This is a genomic window from Lunatibacter salilacus, assembly GCF_009797935.1.
Lineage (GTDB): Bacteria > Bacteroidota > Bacteroidia > Cytophagales > Cyclobacteriaceae > Lunatibacter > Lunatibacter salilacus.
The window spans coordinates 22547-48623 of sequence record NZ_VOLC01000021.1 but is presented as its reverse complement, the minus strand read 5'-3'; the positions used below and the strand labels follow the sequence as shown (position 1 = coordinate 48623).

The 26077-nt window shown below is 42.5% G+C and carries 26 protein-coding genes; 13 read left to right on the top strand and 13 right to left on the bottom strand.

Annotated elements, in window-relative coordinates:
- Nucleotides 1–45 precede the first annotated feature (45 nt).
- Nucleotides 46–648 (top strand): DUF2179 domain-containing protein, encoded by a 603-nt coding sequence (locus tag FQ608_RS22560; protein WP_158860765.1) that lies wholly within the window; start codon nucleotides 46–48, stop codon nucleotides 646–648.
- A gap of 20 nt (nucleotides 649–668) precedes the next feature.
- On the opposite strand, the gene FQ608_RS22555 is transcribed toward FQ608_RS22560, so the two are convergent.
- Both FQ608_RS22555 and mtgA read right to left on the bottom strand, forming a co-directional pair.
- Nucleotides 669–989, bottom strand: coding sequence for an ATP-binding protein (locus FQ608_RS22555; RefSeq protein WP_199856453.1), 321 nt, complete (start codon nucleotides 987–989; stop codon nucleotides 669–671).
- A gap of 160 nt (nucleotides 990–1149) precedes the next feature.
- A complete protein-coding gene (gene mtgA / locus FQ608_RS22550; protein WP_158860764.1) occupies nucleotides 1150–1842 on the bottom strand; it encodes a monofunctional biosynthetic peptidoglycan transglycosylase in 693 nt (230 codons plus the stop codon).
- A gap of 122 nt (nucleotides 1843–1964) precedes the next feature.
- On the opposite strand from mtgA, the gene FQ608_RS22545 reads away from it, so the two are divergent.
- The gene (locus tag FQ608_RS22545; protein WP_158860763.1) at nucleotides 1965–3353 is read left to right on the top strand and encodes a methyltransferase RsmF C-terminal domain-like protein; all 1389 of its coding nucleotides are present in this window, start codon (nucleotides 1965–1967) and stop codon (nucleotides 3351–3353) included.
- A 12-nt stretch (nucleotides 3354–3365) separates the two neighbouring features.
- On the opposite strand, the gene hflX is transcribed toward FQ608_RS22545, so the two are convergent.
- Nucleotides 3366–4631, bottom strand: a complete 1266-nt coding sequence (hflX, locus tag FQ608_RS22540; RefSeq protein ID WP_158860762.1) for a GTPase HflX — start codon at nucleotides 4629–4631, stop codon at nucleotides 3366–3368.
- A 284-nt stretch (nucleotides 4632–4915) separates the two neighbouring features.
- Between hflX and rfbC the strand changes: the two genes are divergently transcribed.
- The 8 genes from rfbC (at nucleotide 4916) to FQ608_RS22500 (ending at nucleotide 12706) form a co-directional block, all read left to right on the top strand.
- Nucleotides 4916–5467: a dTDP-4-dehydrorhamnose 3,5-epimerase gene (gene rfbC / locus FQ608_RS22535; protein ID WP_158860761.1), complete on the top strand. Its 552-nt coding sequence runs from the start codon at nucleotides 4916–4918 to the stop codon at nucleotides 5465–5467.
- Nucleotides 5467–6216 carry a tyrosine-protein phosphatase gene (locus FQ608_RS22530; RefSeq protein WP_158860760.1) on the top strand — a complete coding sequence of 250 codons (750 nt, stop codon included), beginning with the start codon at nucleotides 5467–5469 and terminating at the stop codon, nucleotides 6214–6216. Before rfbC ends, FQ608_RS22530 begins: the two co-directional genes overlap by 1 nt.
- A complete protein-coding gene (locus tag FQ608_RS22525; RefSeq protein ID WP_158860759.1) occupies nucleotides 6213–7193 on the top strand; it encodes an NAD-dependent epimerase/dehydratase family protein in 981 nt (326 codons plus the stop codon). Before FQ608_RS22530 ends, FQ608_RS22525 begins: the two co-directional genes overlap by 4 nt.
- A 93-nt stretch (nucleotides 7194–7286) precedes the next feature.
- On the top strand, nucleotides 7287–8699 hold the full coding sequence (locus tag FQ608_RS22520; protein ID WP_158860758.1) for a tetratricopeptide repeat protein: 1413 nt from the start codon (nucleotides 7287–7289) through the stop codon (nucleotides 8697–8699).
- Between the two features lie 29 nt (nucleotides 8700–8728).
- Entirely contained in the window at nucleotides 8729–9499 is a 771-nt protein-coding gene (locus FQ608_RS22515; RefSeq protein WP_158860757.1) for a phosphosulfolactate synthase, read from the top strand.
- Between the two features lie 46 nt (nucleotides 9500–9545).
- Nucleotides 9546–10484, top strand: coding sequence for a DUF368 domain-containing protein (locus FQ608_RS22510; RefSeq protein WP_158860756.1), 939 nt, complete (start codon nucleotides 9546–9548; stop codon nucleotides 10482–10484).
- Nucleotides 10485–10486: 2 nt separating this feature from the next.
- Complete coding sequence (locus tag FQ608_RS22505) at nucleotides 10487–11227, top strand: shikimate dehydrogenase family protein (RefSeq protein WP_158860755.1); 741 nt, start codon at nucleotides 10487–10489, stop codon at nucleotides 11225–11227.
- A gap of 132 nt (nucleotides 11228–11359) precedes the next feature.
- Nucleotides 11360–12706 (top strand): PhoH family protein, encoded by a 1347-nt coding sequence (locus tag FQ608_RS22500; RefSeq protein WP_158860754.1) that lies wholly within the window; start codon nucleotides 11360–11362, stop codon nucleotides 12704–12706.
- Here FQ608_RS22500 and FQ608_RS22495 read toward each other — a convergent pair.
- The 8 genes from FQ608_RS22495 to FQ608_RS22460 all read right to left on the bottom strand — a co-directional run bounded on the left by FQ608_RS22495 (nucleotide 12703) and on the right by FQ608_RS22460 (nucleotide 21526).
- The gene (locus tag FQ608_RS22495) at nucleotides 12703–13458 is read right to left on the bottom strand and encodes a LytR/AlgR family response regulator transcription factor (RefSeq protein WP_158860753.1); all 756 of its coding nucleotides are present in this window, start codon (nucleotides 13456–13458) and stop codon (nucleotides 12703–12705) included. The genes FQ608_RS22500 and FQ608_RS22495 overlap by 4 nt on opposite strands.
- A 270-nt stretch (nucleotides 13459–13728) precedes the next feature.
- Nucleotides 13729–14463 (bottom strand): LytR/AlgR family response regulator transcription factor, encoded by a 735-nt coding sequence (locus FQ608_RS22490; protein WP_158860752.1) that lies wholly within the window; start codon nucleotides 14461–14463, stop codon nucleotides 13729–13731.
- 14 nt (nucleotides 14464–14477) lie between these two features.
- Complete coding sequence (locus FQ608_RS22485) at nucleotides 14478–15527, bottom strand: sensor histidine kinase (RefSeq protein ID WP_158860751.1); 1050 nt, start codon at nucleotides 15525–15527, stop codon at nucleotides 14478–14480.
- Nucleotides 15528–15611: 84 nt separating this feature from the next.
- A complete protein-coding gene (locus FQ608_RS22480; protein WP_158860750.1) occupies nucleotides 15612–16583 on the bottom strand; it encodes an AAA family ATPase in 972 nt (323 codons plus the stop codon).
- Between the two features lie 162 nt (nucleotides 16584–16745).
- The gene (locus FQ608_RS22475) at nucleotides 16746–17333 is read right to left on the bottom strand and encodes a pseudouridine synthase (RefSeq protein ID WP_158860749.1); all 588 of its coding nucleotides are present in this window, start codon (nucleotides 17331–17333) and stop codon (nucleotides 16746–16748) included.
- A 2-nt stretch (nucleotides 17334–17335) separates the two neighbouring features.
- The gene (locus FQ608_RS22470) at nucleotides 17336–18175 is read right to left on the bottom strand and encodes an OmpA/MotB family protein (protein WP_158860748.1); all 840 of its coding nucleotides are present in this window, start codon (nucleotides 18173–18175) and stop codon (nucleotides 17336–17338) included.
- A gap of 126 nt (nucleotides 18176–18301) precedes the next feature.
- A complete protein-coding gene (recG, locus tag FQ608_RS22465) occupies nucleotides 18302–20395 on the bottom strand; it encodes an ATP-dependent DNA helicase RecG (RefSeq protein WP_158860747.1) in 2094 nt (697 codons plus the stop codon).
- A 63-nt stretch (nucleotides 20396–20458) separates the two neighbouring features.
- The gene (locus FQ608_RS22460; protein ID WP_158860746.1) at nucleotides 20459–21526 is read right to left on the bottom strand and encodes a phosphotransferase enzyme family protein; all 1068 of its coding nucleotides are present in this window, start codon (nucleotides 21524–21526) and stop codon (nucleotides 20459–20461) included.
- Nucleotides 21527–21975: 449 nt separating this feature from the next.
- On the opposite strand from FQ608_RS22460, the gene FQ608_RS22455 reads away from it, so the two are divergent.
- Together FQ608_RS22455 and FQ608_RS22450 are read left to right on the top strand one after the other, a co-directional pair.
- Entirely contained in the window at nucleotides 21976–23751 is a 1776-nt protein-coding gene (locus tag FQ608_RS22455; protein ID WP_158860745.1) for a sodium:solute symporter family protein, read from the top strand.
- Between the two features lie 12 nt (nucleotides 23752–23763).
- A complete protein-coding gene (locus tag FQ608_RS22450) occupies nucleotides 23764–24180 on the top strand; it encodes a Fur family transcriptional regulator (protein ID WP_158860744.1) in 417 nt (138 codons plus the stop codon).
- Here FQ608_RS22450 and FQ608_RS22445 read toward each other — a convergent pair.
- Nucleotides 24177–24410 (bottom strand): hypothetical protein, encoded by a 234-nt coding sequence (locus FQ608_RS22445; protein WP_158860743.1) that lies wholly within the window; start codon nucleotides 24408–24410, stop codon nucleotides 24177–24179. The genes FQ608_RS22450 and FQ608_RS22445 overlap by 4 nt on opposite strands.
- Nucleotides 24411–24583: 173 nt before the next feature.
- Here FQ608_RS22445 and FQ608_RS22440 point away from each other — a divergent pair, with 173 nt between their 5' ends.
- Complete coding sequence (locus FQ608_RS22440; protein WP_158860742.1) at nucleotides 24584–25090, top strand: YcxB family protein; 507 nt, start codon at nucleotides 24584–24586, stop codon at nucleotides 25088–25090.
- Nucleotides 25091–25162: 72 nt separating this feature from the next.
- Here the strand turns inward: FQ608_RS22440 and FQ608_RS22435 are convergent, their stop codons facing one another.
- Nucleotides 25163–26077 carry a hydroxypyruvate isomerase family protein gene (locus FQ608_RS22435; protein WP_158860741.1) on the bottom strand — a complete coding sequence of 305 codons (915 nt, stop codon included), beginning with the start codon at nucleotides 26075–26077 and terminating at the stop codon, nucleotides 25163–25165.

The window sequence follows — 26077 nt, the reverse complement described above, 5'->3', positions numbered from 1 at the left end:
TCGGGATATAATGGGTATTTTTGCCCTCTCCATAACAGTTCCTCCATGCAAGAATTCGTTGAGTCATTCGGGATATCATCCGATGTTTTTTCCTATGTAATTATGCCCCTGCTTATTTTTCTTGCTCGGATCGGGGATGTATCCATCAATACCCTACGTATTGTATTTGTAATGTCCGGCAAGAAATTCATTGCCCCGCTAATGGGATTTTTTGAATCAATGATTTGGCTTTTGGCGATTGGGCAAATCTTTCAAAACATTGACAACCCCTTGTCGTACATTGCATACTCAGGAGGCTTTGCGATGGGGATTTATGTAGGGATGACCATTGAGGAAAAGCTGGCTCTTGGGAGGGTCCTAGTACGAATCATTACACCAGAACCCATGAACGAACTGGTGGACTATATGAAGGAAAAAGAGCATCGATTTACTATTGTTGGAGCCGAGGGACGCTACGGCCGGGTGCAGGTGATGTTTACTGTTTTGAAGCGGGAAAACCTTAAAGCGTATATTGAAAAAGTAAAGCAGGTAAACGACAAGGCTTTTTATACGATAGAAAGTGTCAAGCGGGTCAGTGAGGATGATTTTACGCTGACCGGGGATAAGCCAAGTTTTGCTTCTCGGGTGATAGGGAAGATTAGGAAGTAGGGTTTGATTAAAATTTAACCTCATTTCTTCTCCGGCCTCGGAATGATTACTTTGAACAGCTCGCCTTCGGCATCATTTATCAATTCAATATTAGGCTGATGTTCATAAGCCCTTTTTAATCCGGAGCCTAATCCTCTGTAGGGCATAGTATGAAGGGCATAACCTACCATTAAGTTATTTCTCACCACCGGGTTTCCGTACCGAAGTTCCTCAACCACCAAGCTGTTGGGCAAACTTCCCGGACTTATAATTTCAATCCTGTTATCGAATACCATCAGTCTAACGGGAGCATTTTTTATATAGTCTCGGTGAATAAGTGCGTTTTCTAGAAGCTCTTGCAAGGCCATTTCAGAAATTTCTAAAATGCCCTGCTAGTTTTTGTTTCAGACTGGGTTTTTGCGTTTCGATTTAATACCAAAAGATGTCGGGCACTAGAGTCAAATTTACCAAATCTATTTACTTTATCCCCAATAAAAAGAATCGATAGTCAATTCAACCTCCTTACCATTCAACCGGACCCAAGTTATTCATATTCCTCAATATCCAGGCCTGTCTGCTCTGAAGGTAGTTTGTTGGCTTGGTGGGATTCCAGCGACGGGGGTTGGGTAGGGTCGCGGCGATATAAGCGGACTGCTGTCGGGAGAGTTCTTTGGCTGGCTTCTTATAAAAATGTTGCGAAGCGGCTTCTATGCCATAGATTCCCTCCCCCATTTCGATCACATTCAAATACACTTCCATGATCCGCTTTTTACCCCAAAACCATTCAATCAAATAGGTAAAATAGGCTTCCATTCCCTTCCTCAACAGGTTGCGGCCCTGCCATAAAAAGACATTCTTGGCAGTCTGATTACTGATGGTACTTCCTCCACGAAATCGCTTGCCGGTATCGATATCCTTCCTAGCTTCTTTGATCGACTCCCAATCGAAGCCGCCATGCGTCCTAAATTTCTGGTCTTCGGCAGCTATTACAGCCAGCGGAACGTGGGAAGAAATGTCCTCCAGTGGTACCCATGAATTCTTTAACATGACCTCCTTTTCCGGATCAAAAAGTTGCTCCACACTGCGAATGACCATCAGTGGGGTAATCCACACCGGAACGAAGCGGAGAATCGCCACAGAAACGATGGAGGCCAGAAAAAAACCCAGGGCTAAGATGACCCCGAAACGAACAATTCTCTTTACTATAGTCTTCATTCCTTCAGAAAACTTCCAAAATTATTGCACGAATTTACGATAAATTTCAGATGAAAAATGCAATAACATATTTATCCATCTATTTTTGTATTCTTGATAGGGATAAATAACAAAACGAATTCATGCCAAATAAACCATCGGAAAGCCTTCCCGGTAAATTTTTAGAACAGCTGGAAACTGTTTTGGACCCACAGGAAATCCAGGATTTTCGAAAGAGTCTCGCAAAGGCCAGCCCTACATCTATCCGATTTAACCCACACAAACCGATTTCATCGGCATCCAACATGGATCCAGTTCCTTGGTGCCCTACGGCCTACTATTTACCCGAGCGACCGTCGTTTACACTAGACCCCAGTTTTCACGGAGGAGCGTATTATGTACAGGAAGCCTCCTCCACATTCCTACATCACATCTTAAGTACCATACAACTTCCACCTTCCAGCATTGCGCTGGATCTCTGCGCTGCTCCCGGTGGTAAATCAACCTTGCTAAGCTCGTATCTAGGGGAGACTGGAATAGTGGTTGCAAATGAAGTAATAAAAAGCAGGGCGCAGGTACTTAAAGAAAATATTATCAAATGGGGATTGGGTAATACAATAGTTACCCAAAATGATCCCTCGCATTTTTCAGATTTGGAAGGATTCTTTGACATAGTACTGGTAGACGCTCCTTGCTCGGGAGAGGGGATGTTTCGGAAAGATCCGGCGGCGATCTCTGAATGGTCTCCCGAAAATGTGTCGCTCTGTGTAGCCCGGCAGCAACGCATCATTGATCAGGTAGGCGCCTTGCCCAAAGGTGGAGGCTATCTAATTTACGCCACCTGCACCTACAACCGAAAAGAAAATGAAGAAAGTATTGCCTTTCTAACTCGGGAGTTTGCCTACGACCCCGTCCGAATTCCGGTGCGGGAGGAGTGGGGAATCCGAGAAAGTGAGATAGCTGTGGAAGATGACACCTATTACGGGTATCGATTTTTTCCACATCAGGTCACCGGGGAAGGATTATTTATCAGCGTGCTGCGGCGCACTGGGAATTCTGATCAGTCGGTGGGGCTTACAAAAGAATTTCGCCATTCCCACCTTAAGCGTGTCTCTCCTAAAGACATTCCCGAAGAAATCAGTTCCCAGCTTGATAGCACAAGAGCAATTCGCCTGTATCAGCTTGGGGAAAGCTATTTTGCCATACCTGAAAAGAAACAGCCAATTTTCGAAAAGCTGGCAGACTGCTTAAATATTCGATACTTCGGTGTAGAATTGGGTCAGGTGATTCGTGGTGAATGGCTCCCTAGTCACGAGTGGGCCCTTTCGGTGTTGGAGAAAAAAAATATCCCCCGACTTGAACTGTCGAGGGATGAGGCATTAAAATTTTTAAAAAAGGATTCGATTTCAGCGGATAACTCCCAAAAAGGATGGCTATTAATTACCTACTTGGGTTTGCCGCTTGGTTGGGTAAAAAACCTAGGTAACCGGGTAAACAATTATTACCCCAAAGCGTGGAGAATCCGGTCATGATTTGATAATCCTTTAAGATAAATCTTCCCATTGAGAAAGATCGAGTACCTCATCATCTAGGTAATGGGGATATATTTTCTGGTGGCATTTTTTCACCTCTGCGGTCAGCACCGCCCTGAAACCTTCTACATTTTCCCCTGTTTCTGCAGCCATAAACACCGGCCTGATGGCTGATTTCTTGGCGTAGCTTTGTTCCAGTTTTTCGAAATCGATAAAGCTTCCTTCTTCAATTTCCAATTCCGTCATAAACATACGTTCTTCTTCGGAAGGCATTTTGGCTGCTATATCAATTTTATTGAACACCAAAATGACAGGCTTATCACTCACCCCCATTTCACTAAGGGTGTGGTTTACGACGGTGATCTGGTCTTCAAATCCTGGATGAGACACATCCACCACGTGTACAAGGAGATCTGCTTCCCTAATTTCGGCCAGTGTGGATTTAAAGGATTCAATAAGATGTGTGGGCAGCTTGCGAATAAAGCCTACGGTATCTGAAAGCAGGAAGGGAATGTTTTCCAGCACTACTTTTCGAACCGTTGAGTCCACTGTTGCAAACAATTTATCTTCGGCGAGCACGTCGGCTTTTGTCATCAGTCGCATCAGCGTACTTTTTCCCACGTTGGTATATCCCACCATGGCGACACGGACTATACCTTCCCGGCCTTTTCGCTGGGTGAATCCCTGCTTTTCTATTTTGTCAAGCTTGTCCTTGAGAAGTGTAATCTTGCTACGAATATCCCGCTTATCCGTTTCAATTTCCTTTTCACCGGCACCACCCCTCGTGGAAGTTCCCCCACGTTGCCGCTCCAAGTGCGTCCACATATGGGTTAACCGTGGCAGTAGGTATTGAAACCGAGCCAGTTCCACTTGTGTTTTAGCCTGGGCTGTTTGTGCCCGATTAAGAAATATATCTAAAATAAGTAAAGACCGGTCATAGACTTTGACCTTCAGCTCATTTTCTAGATTCCTCATTTGGGAAGGAGAGAGGTCATCGTCAAAAATCACCATGTCCACCTTAAAAAACTCTACATAGTTTTTTATTTCCTCCAGTTTTCCAGACCCCACAAAGGTCCGAACATCCGGCCGTTCAAGCCGCTGGGTGAAGCGATGGATGGCTTTGGCTCCTAATGTCTCCGTCAGTTCCGCCAACTCATCCAAATGATCCGTCACACCTTTCTCCGTATCCTGCTGATGGATCAAAGCAACCAAGATAGCAGTTTCAGGTTCCGGAGCTGTATCGTTCAATTTTTTTAATTTTCTGGAGTATTTACTCATACACTCGATTTCACTGATTAATAATTTTAGTAAAGAGGTAACGATTTACACATCTTTTAGATTCATTATACGTAAATAACCTCACGCTTGAGCACATTTACGGTCAAATCATATGCCGGATCGGCATATCAGAATAAAATTTGCGATATATTTTACCCTTCAAAGGCAAAATAGTTAATTTTGCTGACAAATTGTGGAAATGACGAAATTTATGTGGCGTGTTCCAATTTAATTGCCCTGTTGTTTCATCTATTAGTTGACTATTAAAATGTGATTATTTTATTATGGAAATCAGAAAAACCCCCATCCAAGATGTGTATGAGATTTACCCACGGATTTTTAAAGACGACCGGGGCTACTTTTTAGAGACATACAAGCAGGATGTTTTTGAAAAACACGGTTTGCCAACCCAGTGGAAACAAGATAATCAGTCCTTTTCTGAGGCAGGTACGGTAAGAGGCCTTCATTTCCAGCGAGGCGCTTTTGCCCAGGCAAAACTTGCTCGCGTTGTTGTCGGTAAGGTGCTCGATGTGTGTGTGGATATCAGAAAAGACTCGCCTACCTTCGGAAAATTCCATGCTGTCGTCCTAGATGCCAAACTTCAAAATATGCTGTACATTCCCAAAGGTTTTGCCCACGGATTCTCGGTCTTGGAGGACGCAGTATTCGCCTACAAATGTTCGGATCTGTACAACAAGGAAAGCGAAGGTGGAATTTTATGGAACGATCCTGAGTTAGGTATAGACTGGGGGGTAAGTGAAGCCGTTTTGTCCGAAAAAGACCAAACTTGGCCCACCCTTAAAGAATTTGTGAAAATTAGCGGAGGAGGCCTTTAATGTCACTATTTGATTTAATAAGAAAGAGCCCATCGAAAAAAAATGAACCACTCAATCTGGAATGGTTGCAAGTGGATATGCACAGCCATCTCATCCCAGGCATCGATGATGGATCCAAAACTGTGGAGGAATCCCTCGAACTTATCCGGATTCTTCAGGGATTAGGCTTGAAAAAGCTGATAATGACTCCACACGTCATGAGTGAATTCTACAGAAATACCCCTGAAATCATCCAAGAAGGGTTGAAGCAAATGCGGAAGGCAGTGGCAAAGGAAGGAATTGCAATCGAACTGGAAGCGGCGGCAGAATACTATATGGACGAAATTTTCTTTGAAAAGATAGAGAAAAAACAGAAACTCCTTACTTTCGGAGGGAATAAGGTATTGGTTGAAACTGGGTTTTTGAGCAAACCTCAAATTTTGATTGAAACATTTTTCCGGCTGGAAATGGCTGGTTACCAGCCTGTATTTGCCCACCCGGAAAGATACCTGTACCTCCACCATGACGCCGAATTGCTCGATTCGCTTGCCGACAGAAATATCTTCTTTCAAATGAACCTTCTGTCCCTCACCGGTTATTATTCCAAACCCATCAAAAAATTTGCGGAAAAACTGATTGACCGTGGACTAATAAAGGTTGTCGGTACAGATTGTCACAATATCCGCTATTTGGAAGCACTGGAGCGCCTGCCACAGGAAAAGTATTACCACAAACTTATGAATCTAACCTTGTTGAATCCTGACCTATGAAAATTCTTATCACCGGTATCACGGGACTGCTGGGGAGCTATTTAGCTAGAGAATTACAAGGAGTGGGAGAAATCCACGGGTTGAGAAGGGTCAGTAGCACCTTTGAGCTTTTGGGGGACTTGGAAAATCAAATCCAATGGCATATAGGTGACATTACGGATTATGAATCCTTGGAGGAGGCTTTCGAAGGCATGGACTTTATAATTCATTGTGCTGGGTTGGTTTCCTTTTCGTCCAAAGACAGTAAAAAACTTTTGGCGGTCAACACGCAAGGCACTGCCAACGTAGTCAATGTCATGCTTGACAAGGGAATTAAGCGGCTGGCGTTTATAAGTTCAGTTGCCGCTTTGGGCCGGGACGCAGAAATGAGTGTCATCAATGAAAATTACAAATGGGTCACGTCAGACCTGAACACTCCCTATGGGATTTCCAAGCACATGGCAGAGCTAGAAGTGTGGAGAGGATCTCAAGAAGGGTTGGAGGTAATGGTATTCAACCCGTCAATTATTCTGGGCAAAGTAAATGATGATCGATCAAGTGCAGCCATTTATCAATATGTCCTCCAAGAAAAGGACTATTATCCATTGGGGTCAATAAACTACATCGATATTCGGGACACGGTGAAGCTCATTCGCTCATTGATGGATAAGGCCCCTTGGAACGAGCGTTATATTCTAAATGCGGCAACCATTTCATATCGACAGTTTTTCGAAAATATGGCCACGGTTTTCCAAAAAAAGGCTCCTGACAAAAAATTATCTGCAGGTATTTTGAATCTTGCCCTAGTTTGGACAAAAATAACCAGTCTGTTTCGGAAAACCCTCCTTCCATTGAATAGGCAAACAGCCCAAGTAGCCCAGCTGAATATCTCATTCGACAACGGAAAAGTGCAGTCCATCCTGAAACACAATTACATACCTCTCCAAGAAACGTTGGCATGGGCAATAAGGAACGAAAAAAAGCACCAAACCGTTTAATATCCATCTTAGGCAAAAGCAAAAAATTATTTCCTAACCCCCTTAAGCTATCAAATATTTTGGTAACTTAAGATTGAATTTAAAAAAAGATCGATGACGGGAGATTTTGAAAACCACTCAGAACAGGAAAGAGAGTTGGTTCAGCGATTTGAACATGCTCAAAAGTCCAACGAGGATCTTTATTTTGGCGAGGAGGAATTTGAGGATATCATCAAGTTTTACATGGATAATCTGAAATTCAAAAAGGCCCTCAAGACCAGTCAACTCGCTACCAATAAATTCCCATTTTCAATTGAATTAAAGTTATTACTTGCCCAAGGGCTTATCTTTCTCGATGAACTGGAGGAAGGGGTAGAGCTGCTGGAAAACCTCAATAATCTTTCACCCAATAATGAGGAGATCCTCTTGGCATTAGCCAATGTATATTCACTGCTGGGGCAAAACAAAGATGCCATAGAAATTCTTGAGAGTTTTCTTCCAATTGCAGAGGATAAAGCTGAGATCTATTATATGCTGGGCAACTTCTATAGAATGGAAGATCAAACCGAAAAGGCTATTTTTTGCTATAAAAAGTCGGTGACGTTGAAGATTAATCACGAAGATGCCCTTTTCCAGCTCGCAATGATCACGGAAGAGGATGGATCTTTTGATGATATCCTTCAATTTTACCAGGATTTTATCGATGAGGATCCCTATAATTCGGGGTCGTGGTACAACCTTGGCGTAGTTTATAATCGGCTGGGCAAGTTCGAGGAAGCTATCAAGGCATATGATTATGCACTACTAATAGATGACACCTTTGCTTCAGCGTATTTCAACTTGGGCAATGCCCTGATGAATACCAAGCAGTACGAGTTGGCACTGGAAGCTTACCAAAACACCATCAACTGTGAAGGAAGCAATGCCGAGAATTGTTGCTATTTGGCAGCCTCTTATGAGAAGTTAGACCAAATCGACATGGCATTTAAGTATTTTAAGAAATCCGCAAAACTGGACCCGGAATACGATGATGCTTGGTTTGGATTGGGGATGTGCATGCTTAAAAGGAAGAAATACTTTGAGGCCGTTCATTATTTCAGAAAAGCACTTAACCTTTCCGATGAAAATGCCAATTACTGGGTTGGGCTGGCGGAGTCTGAATATAATTTGGGAAACCTACAGGCAAGTTCCGAAGCGTATGAAGAGGCCATCAACCTGGAACCCGGCCTCTTAGAAACCTACATCAACTTGTCAATCATTTATTTTGATCAAAACAGATTTGAGGAATCAGAGGATGTGATCAAAGAGGGAATTGAAGAGCTACCGGAAGAACCGGAGTTATATTACCGCCTGGTCGTCTATTTGATTAAAACTGGGAAATATAAAGAAGCCTTTTCATATTTGGAAAATGCATTAACTTTGGACTTTGAAAAACACGTGATCTTGTTTGACCTTATGCCTGAGCTGGAGCAACAAAAGGCTATCTACAAAATCATAAATCAGTATAAGACTGATTCAACCAAATAAATTTTCCCTTTATACAAACTATTGATTGAATGAATTATATTCTTAAAAGTATCCCCTATCGGACGGAAAAACCTAGACAAGCAGGGTTTACTATGGCCATGGATAGGGGATTAAGTCTCCGTGAGGTGGAGGATTTTATTAGTATGAGTGGCGATTTCGTGGATATTGTCAAATTAGGATGGGCTACGTCATACGTTACCAAAAATTTAAAAACAAAAATCGAAACCTATCGGTCGGCAGGTATTCCTGTTTATTTTGGAGGGACACTTTTTGAAGCTTTTATCATCCGGGACCAGTTTGACGATTACCGAAAACTGTTGGACACTTATGAGCTTACTTTTGCGGAGGTCTCAGACGGTTCCATTGTCTTGGACCACAACAAGAAATGCGAATACATTCGCACGCTTTCAGAACAAGTCACCGTTCTATCGGAAGTGGGGTCCAAAGATGCCGCTAAAATTATCCCCCCATACAAGTGGATCGAGCAAATGCAGAAGGAACTAGAAGCCGGGGCATGGAAAGTAATTGGAGAAGCCCGTGAGGGTGGCACGGTTGGTCTTTTCAGAGATTCGGGGGAAGTCCGACAAGGATTGGTAGAGGAAATCCTGACGAAAATCCCTGAGGAAAAAATCATTTGGGAGGCCCCACAGAAAGAACAACAAGTTTGGTTTATCAAACTGATTGGCGCAAATGTCAACCTGGGAAATATTGCTCCAAACGAATTTATTCCCTTAGAGACCTTACGTCTAGGACTCAGGGGTGATACTTTTGATCATTTCTTGGAATTGGAGAAAAAATAATTCCAGACCAAATCAATTTTCAATTCTTATTGACTAGCAATAGACCATGAATAGAGTCAAAGATAAACTCCTTTTATTTTTAAAGGGAGTTGGCATGGGTGCCGCAGATATTGTGCCGGGAGTATCTGGAGGGTCTATCGCTTTGGTTACGAAAATCTACCAGGAATTGCTGGACAGCATCAAGTCCATTGATTTGGATGCGCTTCGGTTATTGGCCTCATTTAGGTTTAGGGAATTTTGGAAACATGTGAACGGTTCCTTTCTCCTGACATTGCTTGTGGGGATACTTACGGCCATATTTTCCCTGTCCAAACTCATCACCTTTTTGATGACCAACCACCCTATTCCTTTGTGGTCCTTCTTTTGCGGACTGATTCTTATCAGTGCATTAATCATCCTCAGAGATATACGGAAATGGAACGTAATTGCGATCCTGATTATTCCTTTAGGCGCCTATTTGGCCTATCAAATCACGGAAATCCCACCAGTAACCACACCGGATTCGCTATGGTTTACTTTTGTTGCCGGAGCGATTGCCATCTGCGCCATGATTTTACCGGGAATTTCCGGTAGCTTTTTACTTCTTATTTTGGGGCAATATGAGCAGATTCTGACCGCGGTGAATCAGAGAAATCTGGTTACAATTGGAGTATTTGGTCTGGGATGTGTTGTTGGATTATTGTCATTTAGCCGAGTAATTTCATGGCTGTTAAAGCACTATCACGCAATTACCATCGCCTTTTTGTCCGGGTTTATGTTGGGTTCCATCAATAAAATATGGCCTTGGAAGCGGGTCCTCAGTTACCGGATGTCTAGTAGTGGAATACAGCAACCTTTCATCACAGAAAATATTTGGCCACACCATTACCTCGCTGAAAGCGGACAGGAATCCCAATTTCTCGTCGCCATACTTGCTTTCTTGGTGGGTGTTATACTTGTGGTTGGCATTGAACGTATTGCTGCTTACAAACAACAACCTGAGTAACTATGAGAAGATTTGGATTAATCGGGTTTCCTTTAACCCATTCCTTTTCAAAAAAATACTTTACAGAAAAATTTGAAAGAGAAAATTTAGCCAACTGTAGATATGATCTTTTTGAAATTTCAGATATCCGGGATTTACCTGCCTTGTTGGAAAGGGAAAATGAATTGGTGGGCTTAAATGTCACCATTCCCTATAAACTTCAAGTAATCCCCTATCTAAATGAATTGGACCCTGCCTGTAGTGCCATTGGTGCAGTAAACTGCATACGGATAGAAAATGGTAAACTTACCGGCTACAATACAGACTACGTGGGATTCCGTAATTCACTGGATAATTGGATTCCAGGCTCCAAACCGAAGGCACTAATATTGGGCACGGGGGGAGCGGCTAAAGCTGTAATGCAGGCCTTAGTTGACCTTAAAACCCCTTTTTTACAGGTATCCAGAAATCAATCCGACCTCGAACACATCATTACCTACGAGGAGCTGGCAGATAACCTCAGAATATTAGACAGTCATCGCTTATTGATTAACACCACACCACTTGGCATGTACCCCCATACGGAAGAAATGCCCCCCTTGCCAATGGAGCGTATTGGAGAGGATCATTATGCGTATGATTTAATTTATAATCCTGAAAACACCGCCCTTATGAAAGCTGTGGCGAGTAAGGGGGGAAAAGTAAAAAATGGTATGGAAATGCTTCATCTACAAGCGGAAGCAGCTTGGGATATTTGGAATTAAATTTTCATGTTGATTATCAAGAATATAATCCTATTCTGGATCAGAATTTGCGTAATATGTTAAGGATTCAAGCCAAGCTATGGAATATTTTTCTAACTTATTTGAAATTGAATTAGCAACTAATATTTATCTATGCCAAGAGTAAAAGCCACGAACGACAGTAAAATTTTTGTACTCGATACATCCGTCATCTTGTTTGCCCATAATTCCATCATGAATTTTGCTGAGCATGATGTGGTTATACCGATAACGGTTCTTGAAGAGCTGGACCAGTTTAAAAAAGGATCCGATACCAAGAATTTTGAGGCCCGGGAGTTTATCCGCCTTCTCGATACGCTTTCGAAGGATCACATGATTCACAATTGGACCCCGCTTAACGGCAAGGGGAAGGGCAACTTCAAGGTGTTGATGAATCCTCAGAACAGCCTGAACGCAAATGAAATTTTTGGAGAGGAGAAAAACGATCATAAGATTCTCAACGCAGCGCTTAGTCTAAAGCAATCCGAAAAAGGAAGAAAGGTTATATTGGTCAGCAAGGATATTAACCTGAGGTTGAAGGCTAAATCGTTGGAAATACATGCGGAAGATTACGAAACCGGCAAAATAAAGAACATCTCCGAGCTGGAAAATACGGGGAAACGGGTTTTAGAAGACGTTGATGCCGAGCTGATCAACGAGCTGTATGAGAAACAGGTTATTGATGCGAAAAGCATCTTGGGCAAACGTGAAATAGAGCCTAATACTTTTTACATTATTAAAAGCCTGAACAAATCCGTACTGGCTTATTTTAATGCCGAAGAGAATGTATTGGAAAAGATAGAGAAAAAACTGGCTTATAATATAAAACCGAAAAACGCAGAACAGACCTTTGCGTTACATGCAATCATGAACCCGGCGATTAAACTTGTTTCCATACAGGGGGTAGCCGGAACAGGGAAAACCTTGCTTGCGTTGGCAGGAGCTTTGGAGCAGCGCCGGGATTTCAAACAGATATTTTTAGCGAGGCCAATTGTTCCTTTAAGCAATAAGGATATAGGATACCTTCCTGGGGATATCAAATCTAAGCTTAATCCGTATATGGAACCTCTTTGGGATAATTTGAAGTTTATTCAAAACCAATACAAAGAATCCGACAAGGAGTACCAGAAAATCAACGAAATGATTACACAGGAAAAACTGATCATCCAACCTTTGGCCTATATCCGAGGCAGATCACTGTCCAATATATTTTTTATCGTCGATGAGGCGCAGAATCTCACTCCCCATGAAATAAAAACGATCATAAGCCGGGCTGGTGAAAACACAAAGATCATATTCACCGGAGATGTGTTTCAAATAGATACTCCTTACTTAGACAGTCAGAGTAACGGACTTTCCTATTTGATAGATCGCGCCAAGAACCATCCGCTTTATGCCCATATCAAATTGGAGAAAGGCGAACGGTCTGAATTGGCGAATCTGGCAAATGATCTTCTTTAACTTTCTGTGATCGTATTCAGCTTGGCTAAAAAGCTGTTGTAATATTGTCTTCCAACGGGCACGACATCATTGGTTTTTAAGGTAATTTCCTTTGTGTTGAAGTTGTCTATCTGGGCAAGTTGGACAATAAATGATTTTTGTACTCGTAGGAAAAGGTTTGACGGAAGCTTTTCTTCCATATCCTTCATTGATTTACGGATGATAAATTTCCTGTTTTTTGTGAAAATCGTAACCATGTTGCCATTTGCCTCTACGTAGTAAATGTCCGTATAGTCTACACGCTCAAAAGAATTATCTGCTTTGATAAACACCGCATCAGTAACCAAATAGGGACTAATTTCACCGACAGGACCCCCAGCCTCCGACATCATAGGTCGGGTTCGTTGATTGTAAAGCACAATCTCAACCATTGCGTGGATGTCGTTGCTGTTGAAGGGCTTTACGATAAATCCTGCAGGATGGGTTCTTTTTGCCCTTTCTATAATTGCAGGGTCACTATAGGAGGTGACATACACAATAGGCGCATCCACCATTTGTTGAATGATCTCACCCAATTCGATGCCGTCTTTGTCGCCCTTTAATTTGATGTCCATAAAGACCATGTCCGGCCTGTATTTTTTGACCACCTTCACGGCTTGATTCGCTGAATTCGCTATGTCGATGTTAACATAACCTAAAAGTTGTAAAATTTCCTCAATGTTTTCAGAAATGTTCACATCATCCTCTACAATTAGGATTCTTTCCTCTTTCATATGTAACTTAATTTTTTAATTAAAAATTAAACTGTGTAATAGACATTCTCTCTACTAAATTAAGAATCCAACCATAGTGGACTCTTTTTCCACCTCACCTTGAGACAAAGTGGGCATAACTAACTTATAAAAGTGAAACATCCGTTTCAACAGGTTTTTTTTAGATGTTCAAATTGAATTGTCTTTATTACTTTACCAATATAAGATTAAATATACAACAAATTGTAATTAAGTGGCAAATAAAGGTTTTATTTGTAGGGAGAGGAATGTTTACAAACTCATCAAATCCTTAAACCTTGCAGCCTGCCTCCTACTTACTTCTATCCGGTCTCCTCCCTTTAAGGTGACAACCAGGCCACCGTTGAACCAGGGCTCAATGGATTCTACCCAACTTAAGTTTATTATATGTTTACGGCTCGCCCTGAAAAACGACTTTTCATCCAACCTCTCATCCAACGCATTCAGCGATTTATGAATCATGGGCTTATTATTGTCAAAATAAACCTTGATGTAGTTGCCATCTGATTCGAATAATCGGACGCTTGAAAGCTTTACAAACCAACATCGGTCTCCGTCCTTGACAAAAACCTGATCATGTAATGTCAATTTTTTAGTTGGGCCACCAGCTTCTTGGGTCTGTTCTTTCTTCAATTCCTCCATTTTGCGTTCCAACTTCACCAACGTCTCAGCGAGTCTTGCTGGCTCTATGGGTTTAAGCAAATAGTCCAGGGCATTGACTTGGAATGCCTGTATGGCAAATTCGTCATAGGCAGTAATAAATACAACCAATGGAACATGGTCTAATTCTTCCAGCAGATCGAACCCCGTCTTCTCCGGCATCTGTATATCCAGAAATATCACATCAGGCTGCAGTTGCTCGATTTTTTCTTTCGCGTCTTCCACATTCAGGGCTTCACCGACTACCTCAATATTTTCATGGGTGGATAGCAGGTTTGTGAGCTCTTTTCTTGCTAATCTTTCATCATCTACTATTAATGCGCGCATTGGGATATCTATTTTTAGTCTAAGATAAGGTTTTGTTTTGGTATTTTTATTTCTGTAACGACAAATTCTTGTCCTTGATTGTAAATTTTAAAAGAAGCCCTAGGACCATAGATCAATTTTAGCCGTTGGATTGTATTGGTGATCCCGTGCCCTTCCCCCTTTTTCTTACTGGTAGTGTCTCCCTTGTATTGTCCACTGTTTCTTACCCAAATATACAAATCATCCAACAGACCCAGATTACATTTGATTTCAATGATGCCACCCTTCATCAAGTTGGAGATGCCGTGCTTTATGGCATTTTCCACAATAGTCTGAAGCATCATGGGGGGTATTTTGTAGTGGAAAGCCGCGGGTTCGATTTCGTAAATGACTTTTAGCCGCTCTTCAAACCTAATCAGTTCCAGATTTAGGTAATCTTTGACTGTATTTAATTCCTCTCCGAAGGGGATCACCTTGTGCTTATCCACGACAAGGGAATACCGGAGGATATTGGACAACTGCGTGATGGCCGATTTGGCTTTTACTGGGTCTTCATCCACCAAGGCCCTGACACTGTTCAGGGCATTAAATATAAAATGTGGGTTCAGCTGATTGCGTAAATGGATAAGTTTGATTTCGTTTATTTTCGCCTGATACTTCAGCGAGGAATTGTAATTGTCTAAAAAATAAAACAGAAAATACATCAACACCCACAGTGAGTAAAATAGAAAACTGGTAAAAAGGTTGGCCAACAGCACCAAAGGTTTGATATCCGAAACTGGATTCAGCGTATCGAATGCCAGGTTGATAACTATTTGAGCAAGCATATTCACCAGACTCAGCAACACTACCGAGGTAAGTACCTTTTTGGTCAGCTTTTCAAGGGGAAATTCAAACCAGGTATTTTTCTTGATCGTATACCTTAAAAAATGCGTAGACAGAAAATAGAATGTAGCCAAAGAAAAGTAGGCTCCTACCTGAATGGCGGTAATTCCCCGGTCCAGGGACATGAAAAAAAGGTTGACAAGGGCAAAACCCAGCCAACCGCCTATCTGTAGGACCCAATATAATCTGTTTTTATCCATAAATTGGAATCAAATATAGAAAAAAACAATCCATCACCCCTCCTTTTCTGAATATGCTCACTTGGGATGGCTGATGGATCACTATCAATTAAAAACGGCTGATTTATTTAGGGGAATCCGATCTAATATACGCTTAACCAAATCTCTGGTACTGACGTTGTCCGCTTCGGCCTCATAGTTCAGGATAATCCTGTGGTTTAAGACATCATCGGCGATTTCCTTAATATCCTCAGGCAATACATAATCCCGTTGATCCATGTAAGCTACCGCTTTTGCTGCCAAATTAAGGTTGATGCTTGCTCGGGGAGAAGCCCCAAACTGTATGTATTTGGCCTCTTCGTTCATTCCGTATTTTTCAGGGAAGCGGGTAGAAAACACCAATTCTATAATATAATTTTCAAGGGGTTCTGCTATTCTTACTTTATTTATCTCCGCCCGGATCGCAAAGATATCCTCCCTTTCCAAAATTGGATTAACCTCAGAAACAAAAAAAGCATCCGTCATTCGGCGCATCACTTCCATTTCATCTTTTTTGGAGGGATAGTCAATGTTGACCTTCATCATAAAGCGGTCAACCTGGGCCTCGGGCAACGGATAGGTTCCTTCCTGATCCACCGGGTTTTGCGTCGCAAGAACCAAAAACGGCTTGTCCAACGTATATGTCGTATCACCAATAGTAACTTGCTTTTCTTGCATGGCTTCCAAAAGCGCAGACTGCACTTTCGCGGGGGACCTGTTGACTTCATCGGCCAAAATGATGTTGGAGAAGATTGGCCCCTTCTTGACTTCAAAACTAGCCGTAAGCTGATTGTAAATCATGGTACCTATCAAATCCGAAGGAAGCAAATCCGGAGTGAACTGTATCCGTTTGAAATCCAAATGCAGCACTTTTGCCAATGTGTTCACCGTAAGCGTTTTGGCCAGACCGGGAACACCCTCCAGCAAAATGTGTCCATTTGTAAAAAGGCCGATTAATAGCCGGTTGACCATTCTATCTTGACCCACAACAATTTTTTTCACTTCGCGGATCGCGTCCTTTATTTTATCTTGATGCATGTTCTCTGTTTAATTTTTCCCCCATTTACCCTTCTAATTCATAGGCCAACGGTTTGCCCGGCCTAAATTAGAACAAATACTTGTTTAACACAATTTAGAACGGACCGATCTTTCTTTTTGTCTGAAAAGAGGTGAATTTCTATGAACATTTTCCTAAGGCTGCTACCTTTCCAAAATCCCCAACGAAGAATATATCGCTTTCCGTGACAGTTCTTCTACCTGCCCGCTTTCAAATCCTTTTATAGTAAGGTCCTCGATAGCCCACCGCACCAACCTCAGGGTTGGAAACCCCGCTGCTGCTGTCATCTTTCGAACTTGACGGTTTTTCCCCTCAGTAAGTGTTAGCGATATCCACGAATCCGGCACCGTTTTTCTATACCTTACCGGAGGAACCCGCTCAGGTAGTATAGGTGAGGATTTCAGAGATTTAGCAACCGCTTTTTTTGTCCTGTAGGCCCGCTTGTCAACCTGTATAAGCAGACCGGACTCAAGCTGGTGTAGGGCCTCGTGGGTAATATCCCCCTCCACCTGTACAAAATATTCCCTTCGGTGACCTTGGACCGGATCCAAGAGACGGTGGTTCAACGTCTTGTCATTTGAAATGATAAGGAGTCCCTCACTGTCTTTGTCCAACCTTCCCACCGGATACACATCCGGTGGGAAGTCTCCCAAATTCCCAAGGGTATTTCCCTCCCCACTAAACTGGGTGAGCATCCCGAAAGGCTTGTATATCACAAAATATCGGGGCATGCTTATTGTTGTAGCAATTTGAAGAGCTCGTCCAATTTGGGAGTCAGAATAATTTCAGTTCTTCTGTTTTTTGCCCTTCCTTCTGCAGTTTCATTTGAATCCTTGGGTTCGTAATAGCTTTTTCCCGCGGCTATTGCCCGTTCAGGAGCTACGTTGTATGTTGCTGTCAGTATCCTGACAATCGCGGTGGCCCGTGCAGTGCTAAGTGCCCAGTTATCTTCAAACCGTCCACTGATGGGTACATTGTCTGTGTGGCCTTCTACCATAATTTGGATTTCCTCATTGGTATTGAGCACTTCCGCCAGTTTTCCAAGTGCTTCCCTACCATCCTTATTTACGGTAGCACTTCCTGAAGGGAAGAGCAGTTTATCCTGCAAGGATACATATAGCTTACCATCTTGCTCATAAATTTGTAATTCATCTGACCGGTATTGGTTCAGGGCTCGGTCTACCGTTGCCTTCAAGCTGCTCATTACGGCCTTTTGTTCATCTAATAAGCGCTGAAGCATATCAAGACGTTCCTGTTGCTCCATCAAAGTCCGTTCTTTCTCGGTGAGTTGCTCCTGCACGGACGAAGAGGTAGAGACGGCCTGACTCAGCCGGTTGTTAAGGGTTTTGGTCAACTCCTTTTCCCGACTTAGTTCTTCGTTTCTTTCCTGTAGTTGCCTTTGTGTATCCGCAAGTTGTTTCTGAGTCTCAGCGAGTGACTCTTTTGTATCACCCAATTCACCCGTTAGCCTACCGATGTGTGAGGTTGCATCTGTAAATTTCTTCTTCGAAACACAGGAGGATAGGCTCAGCACACCAACAGCAATAATTAGCATCGTAATTTTTAAATTCATTTTTCTGGGTTATTTTATGTTTATACAACCATATATATAATAATCGTACCAAACCTGCGCAAGGAATCGTTTAATAACTTATTATTCCCTCACAACTTCCTCAATTCCATACGCCTTTGTTCACTTTTAGGATATCCTGCTCCAGTTCAATGCTTGTTTGGTTTGTTTCTGTATTTGGGTGTAGACTGCCGCGTGTTCAGGTAATGAAATTTGTGGATCCTTTTCCAGTAAATCCCGGGCTGCATCCCTGGCTTGGGTTAGAATTCCCGCATCTTGACTTAAATCTGCTAATTTCAAATCCGTGATTCCCGACTGCTGGGTTCCGGTGAGATCTCCCGGTCCCCTTAGCCGCAAATCCACATCGGCAATCTCAAAACCGTTATTCGTTCGGACCATGGTTTCCAACCGTATCCGGCTGTCTTTGGACAGTTCATACTTGGTCATAAGCACACAATAGGATTGACTGGATCCTCTTCCCACCCGACCTCTGAGTTGGTGAAGTTGGGAGAGTCCAAAGCGCTCCGCATTCTCGACTACCATCACCGTGGCATTGGGGACATTCACACCCACTTCAATTACCGTGGTAGCTACCATGATTTTGGTTTCCCCTTTTACAAACCGCGCCATTTCAAAATCTTTGTCAACAGGCTTCATATTGCCATGCAGCACCCCAATGGGATATTGGGGAAATGCCCTACAGATGCTTTCATGTCCATCCATGAGGCTTTTTAGATCCATTTTTTCAGATTCCTCTATGAGTGGGTAGACCATATACACCTGTCTTCCCATATCAATTTCCTTTTTCAAAAATCCAAACACCTTCAGCCTGTCTTTGTCGTAGCGGTGAACGGTCTGAATGGCCTTCCGCCCTATGGGAAGCTCATCAATAACTGAAATGTCCAAATCCCCATATAGCGTCATAGCCAAGGTTCGCGGAATCGGAGTTGCGGTCATTACCAATACATGGGGGTAAAATGTTAGATTTTTGCCCCACAACTTGGCGCGCTGGGCGACTCCAAATCGGTGCTGCTCGTCGATGATGGCCAAGCCTAAATTTTTAAATTGGACTACATCTTCTAAAAGCGCATGGGTACCTATCAGAATGGGTAAGTTGCCCGAAATTAGGTCCCGATGGATGATTTCCCGCTGGGATTTTTTTGTTGACCCAGTAAGTAAGGCAAGTCGCAACCCCATCTTTTCCGCAAAAGGTTTCAAGCTTTCATAATGTTGAAAAGCCAAAATTTCAGTAGGTGCCATCAGACAGGTTTGCGTGCCCGAATCGATGGCGACCAAAATACAAATAAAGGCAACGATGGTCTTTCCGGATCCCACATCTCCTTGAATCAGTCTGTTCATCTGCTTTCCGGATTTGAGATCGGAATAAATTTCCCTTATGACCCGCTTTTGCGCATTGGTTAGTTCGAAGGGCAGGTTTTCATTGTAAAAACGAGTCAAAAGACCGGTCTGCTGTAGTGGTTGCCCCCTGAATTTCTCAGTACGGGTCAATTTCAGTTTTAATAAGCGGAGCTGTAAAAAGAAGAATTCCTCAAACTTTAGACGGTATCTGGCTCGCTGCAGCATTTGCTCATTCGCCGGAAAGTGAATGTGATAGATTGCATCCCGCTTGGGAATTAGCCGGTTTGCCTCCATCAAGTATCCCGGAAGTGTCTCGGGAAGCAATCCAAGCGATTGATTCAAAAGTATTTCCATTATCTTGGAAATACCTTTACTGTCCAAAAATCTATTTTTTAGCTTCTCAGTCGTGGGATAGATGGGCTGTAAATAACTCTTTTCCTCCTTTAGCTGAGTAATCGGTTCAAATTCCGGATGGGCAATACTGAATTTCCGGCCAAACTGGTTGGGTTTGCCAAACACCACGTAGGGGACACCCGTTATCAATTTCTTGCTTACCCACTGTATCCCCTTAAACCAAGTAAGCTCCATCACCCCGGTTTCGTCTTTGAAATAGGCCACCAACCGCTTTCTTCGTCCTTCTCCCAGTGTCTCCACGCTAACAATCTGACCTACTACCTGCACATGCTGAAGGTCGGCATTCAACTGATTGATCTTATAAAATGTAGTCCTATCCTCATACCTGAAGGGGTAATGGGAAATCAATTCTCCAAAAGTGAAAATTTGCAGCTCTTTATTAAGGAGTTCCGCTTTTTGTGGGCCTACACCTTTTAGGTACTCAATCTTTGTGTCAAAATAACCGGACAATTGCGTATGTAAAATTTAAAAGGTTAACGGACAATTTTCAAATGTTAATTGGGAAGTGGCAAATTAATTTCGAACCCCCACCCGGTCGACCAATTTCTGGATTTGAGGTCGATTATCCCGTAAGGATTGGAGCAGCTTGCTTTGGTTCTTTGCACGATGCAGGTTTTGATTTTCGTAGGTTATATGGTAGTACTTATTCCCATTTAAGTAATCGGCTAAAAATCTCAGCCCCATGATACAGGTCATCATCTCGCCTCCAAAAGTCAGGGAGGCTAGTTCCTCCGACTCAATGGATTCAATCAGAGGAAGGTAAAACCCTTCTATCAACGACTCATATTTGTCCAGATCAACACGGATTTGGGCCCAATTGTGCGAGGCCTCATCTTCTGTACATACTACTGTTCGGACCAAGTCTCCAAAGTCATAAAACACGTAGCCGGCCATGATGGTATCCAAATCAATGACCGCATTAACACGGGTAAGGTCCTCACTATATATCAGGTTGTTAATTTTGGTATCGTTGTGGGTGACACGCTTCGGCAAAAGTTGGGTGTATGCATTATATGTTTCCACCAAGTCATGTTGCTTTTGATAGAAGTCGATCAACTGGGCAGTTTCCGAATCAATTTCTCTATCGGTAGTCTGCACACTCTCTTCAAACTGCCTAAATCTCAAGTCAAGGTCATGAAAACTTGGGATGGTGTCACGAAGCAAGCTTGCGTCGACAGGTAAAAATACCTTCACGAAATTAGCAAATGCCTCAGCCGCCAAGTTGGACTGATGCGGATTGTCCACACTGTCTTTGGTCACACCTGACACAAACGGAAACAGCCTGAACAGCCGACCGCTTATGGATGTGAAAAATTCTCCGAGCTTATTCTTGACAGGTAATGGTAATTCATAGGGTAACGCGCCAGGTTGAAGTTCGTTTAACAACACCTGCAAATTCCCTGATATTCGTTCTGGAAACTTGAACACCTGATCGTTGAATTCCTGTAATATATATAAGTTGCCGCCAACCTTTACCCGAAAGGTGCTGTGGATGTGTCCGGATCCAAAAGGTGCACATTCCAAGGAAGTTGTTTCAAAGGGATATTGTTTTAATACAGCCTCAACTATTGAGTTTTCCATACATTAGTTTTTAACGGGAAGTTTAAAAAAAAAAAACGATCCCGACTACTGGTCTATTTGATGCCTTTTTTTGTAATACTCCTGTAAAAATACAATAGTTTTGTTTATTACTGTTTCAAACCATTTATATTTACTCCCAATCCAATCCCGAAGGAGGAAAACAAACTTGCTTTAGCGTGTTGACAAGCATTCAATTATTTAAAAATATAATAAAAGCTGGGAGAGTTGATTAAAATTTTATTTATTTGAAACAAAATTACATTGACATCGAAAAATTATTTACCAAAGCACCTATTCATCATTAGCTTCATCAACACATCAAATCGAGCATGACAGGAACGTCACACATTGGGATGATTATACACCATGCGAGATTCTCCCGAGAATCGGGACAGGCTACCCCGTAAAACCGGGACAAGTAATGACCATTAAAAATCAATTATAAACACATGAATATATCCGGATTAGATTGGGCCATCATCATTGGTTTTTTTGTAATTTCCATGCTTATTGGGGTGATTGCCTCCAAAACGGCTGGAAAAAGTGCCAAAGAATTTTTTTTATCGGGGAGGAACATGCCTTGGTGGTTGTTGGGGGTTTCCATGGTTGCCACTACGTTTTCCGCAGATACGCCAAATTTGGTTACCGATATTGTCAGAAAGGACGGGGTATCCGGAAACTGGGTATGGTGGGCCTTCCTGCTTACCGGTATGCTAACAGTTTTTGTTTATGCCAAGCTCTGGCGAAGGTCTGAAGTAACGACGGATTTGGAGTTTTATGAGATTCGATATGGGGGTAAGTCTGCCGCTTTTCTGAGGGCGTTCCGTGCGATATATTTGGGCGTATTTTTTAACGTGGTTATTATGGCGACTGTATTGTTAGCCGCTATCAAGATCTTCGGCATTATGTTGGGACTCAGTCCCTTGTCTACCTTGTTGTTAGTTTCGGTGGTTACCGTAATTTATAGCTCATTGGGAGGGTTAAAGGGAGTTCTCTTGACAGATTTTTTCCAGTTTTTTATAGCTATAGTTGGATCATTTGGCGCTGCTTACTACATCGTTGGCTTGCCGGAAATCGGTTCGCTAAACAACCTGTTAACCCATCCAAACGTCTCTGACAAACTGAATTTGATCCCGGATTTTGACGATTGGAATCTGCTCATACCTTTGTTTATCATGCCCATTGCCATTCAGTGGTGGGCAACTTGGTATCCGGGAGCGGAGCCTGGTGGAGGGGGATATATTGCCCAGCGTATGCTTTCAGCAAAGGATGAAAAAAACGCCATAGGGGCAACGCTCTTTTTCAACGTCGCCCATTATGCATTGCGTCCTTGGCCATGGATCATTATTGCGCTTTCATCGTTGATTATTTTCCCTCAGGTAAGTGATATGCAGGCGGCCTTCCCGCAGATCCCTGTAGATAAATTGGGGAATGACTTGGCCTATTCAGCCATGTTGACCTATTTGCCTACGGGCTTGACAGGGATTGTGCTGGCCTCTTTGATCGCAGCGGTGATGTCTACCCTATCAACGCACTTGAACTGGGGATCATCCTATGTAGTAAATGATTTCTACATGCGCTTTGTAAATAAAAAGGCCTCCGACAAGAATCAGGTACTGGTAGGTAGACTCTCGACGGTAGGATTGATGATTCTGGCAGCTATCTTAGCCCTCTACCTCTCCAATGCGTTGGAAGCCTTTAATATTTTGCTTCAAATTGGCGCAGGTACAGGACTTATATTTATACTGCGATGGTTTTGGTGGAGGATCAATGCCTATACCGAAATTTCCGCAATGGTAATTTCCTTTATCGTTGCTGTGTATTTTGAATCAATTCATAATAAATTGGGTTTTCTACCTATTCCGCCGGAAATGAGTTACCTAAAACTCCTTCTTGGCGTAAGCATAACTACAATTACCTGGATTTTAGTAACTTTGTTCACCAAACCGGAGGACGACAAAGTTTTGCTTGCCTTTTATCAGAAAGTACGGCCGGCATCCTGGGGATGGAAAAGTTTGCTGGATCGCTATCCTGAGCAGAAAGCAGAGCAGGGTCAGTTGCCTATGGAAATTGGGCTGATGCTGGTAGGTTCCATTATGGTATATGCGGCGTTGTTTGCTACCGGATTTTGGATTTACGGGAATGTGCTGGGTGGGAGCATCGCTACCATAATCGCAATAGCCGGAGCAGTCCTAATATTTAAGAGTTGGAATAAAATGAGGTAGGAGAGAAATATCATGACCGAAAAAACATCGGATATATTAAAGGAAAACAATCTTCGTGTAACAAGCTGTAGGAGGGACGTATTGGCTACCTTTATCGGAAAGAAAGTGGCCTTATCCCATGCGGATCTGGAGGAAGAACTAAAAGAAAATTTCGATAGGGTTACCATATACCGAACCTTAAAGACCTTTTTGGATAGTGACCTTATTCACAAGGTCTTGGATGACAGTGGTACGACAAAATACGCACTCTGTGCCCATGACCATGACGAAGCCCATCATGACCATGAGCATGTTCATTTCAAATGTGAGGTATGTGGAAATACCAACTGTATTCAAGAATTGAACCTTCCAAAAATATTGTTGCCAGAAGGGTACATAAGCAAAGAGACTAGTCTACTGGTCCAGGGAATATGTAAAAATTGCAGCTAAGCCTCCAGTGGGGAAGTTTTGGTAGGTTTTCCGATATCGTCGGTAGGCCAGATTATACCTGGCGGGAGATCTATTTTCGGCGGGGTAAAGTCTTCAACTCCCCCATCTCCATCGTCATCATTGTTATTTCGGTTTCTATTAATCCGAGCTTTAGTGAGTGTAGCTACGAAATAAATTAATACTACGTAAGCTACGCCACATAAAATCAAATCTATTACTAAGCTACTCATATACAATCCCTTTAATCGCTTTGAAATTACAATATTAATGCCAACAAGTCAATATATTAAACGCCATACTTTATCCCATTGTTAAAAATAGTTGAAAATAACTTGTCAATTGCACTTTTAACTTGCTATGTAAGGGATATGGTGGGATATTTGCGGATTAAAATTTGTTACTGATGATAGTAAAAACAAAGAAATACCAGTTGCCAACTGGAACCTATATCAAACTTGGTTTAAAGAATATCCTAAAGGAACAATGGTGGGTGGCACTTATAGCCCTTGCTATCTGTCTGGGCTATTTATGGATTCCTTCTTGGTGGTGGATTAGCATGGCTTTGTTGGCCTATGCGTTGTACTGGTTGTTTTGGGTGATTCAATTTGCCGGTGTTACCCAAATGGAACAGAACAAGATCATGTTCAATAAAATGGCCTATGAAATAGACTCCCGACAGATATTGATGAAAGTCAGTGCGCGGGAAGGAATGCCCATCAAGTGGGACATGATCAAAAAAGCAGCCATCAAAAAGGATGCATTCTTGTTTATCATGTCTAAAGCCCAATTTATTTATCTCCCGTACAAATCCTTCAATTCCGAAAATGAAATTCGTTTTGTGGAAACTATTTTAAAGCGTAAAGGCTTGCTGGAGAAAAAGCCAGCGCAGTTGGAGGCTTCTCAAAAATAATAAACACCTTTCGGAATTTCATTTGTTTGATTTTCCAAAAGGTGTTTTTTTTCTTATGTTCCCTCTAGGAATTTACATAAAACTGTCTGCTTTTCTATAAGCAGCTATCAATGATTCTTCACCATCTTTACCTGGAATCGCATTGCCATGTTCCATTCCGGAAATGCCGCGATATCCTTTTTCATGGAGGTACTTGAACACGTTTAAGTAATTAATTTCCCCAGTTCCGGGTTCTTTCCGTCCAGGATTATCCCCAATTTGGATATAGGCGATTTCATCCCAGCAATGATTCATCATGGTAATTAAATTACCCTCATTCTTTTGCATATGGTACACATCGTACAGGATTTTGCAAGAAGGGCTGTTCACCCCTTTGCAGATCAAATAGGTTTGGGTAGATGTGCGCAAAAACAAATTGGGGGTATCACTCAAAGGTTCCAACACCATAACTAAACCATGTGGTTCAAGGATCTCAGCCCCTTTTCGAAGGGTTTCGATTACATTTGCAGTTTGCACGTCTATCGGAAGTCTCCTGTCAAAATCACCGGGTACTACGGTGATCCACTTCGCGTTCACCCGCTTGGCAACTTCCACTGACCTGCGGCAACCGTCTAGAAAAATATCAGTATGCTCTTGAGATCCGGACGCAAATGTATTAGCGCCGTTGCCTCCTTTGTCCAGAACAAATACGCCCATGTCCATGCCGAGCTTAGCCATTTGGCTGGCTATTTTTTCCTGAACGTCCACCGGACGCCCCATCATACCATTGTCTTCCAGGCTGCGGAATCCCCTCTCATACATGAAATTCAGCTGATCAATCAGATCATCTCCCGCTGAGTTTTTGAACATGCCAAAATGTGGCGCATAGTTAAGGTTGAACGTCTTGTCTGCCAATGAAGCGGCCTCAGATGATGGTGCTAGGGAAGCTCCAGTGAGCCCTACAGCCGTTCCCAGAGACATGTTTCTTATGAATTTTCTTCTTTCCAT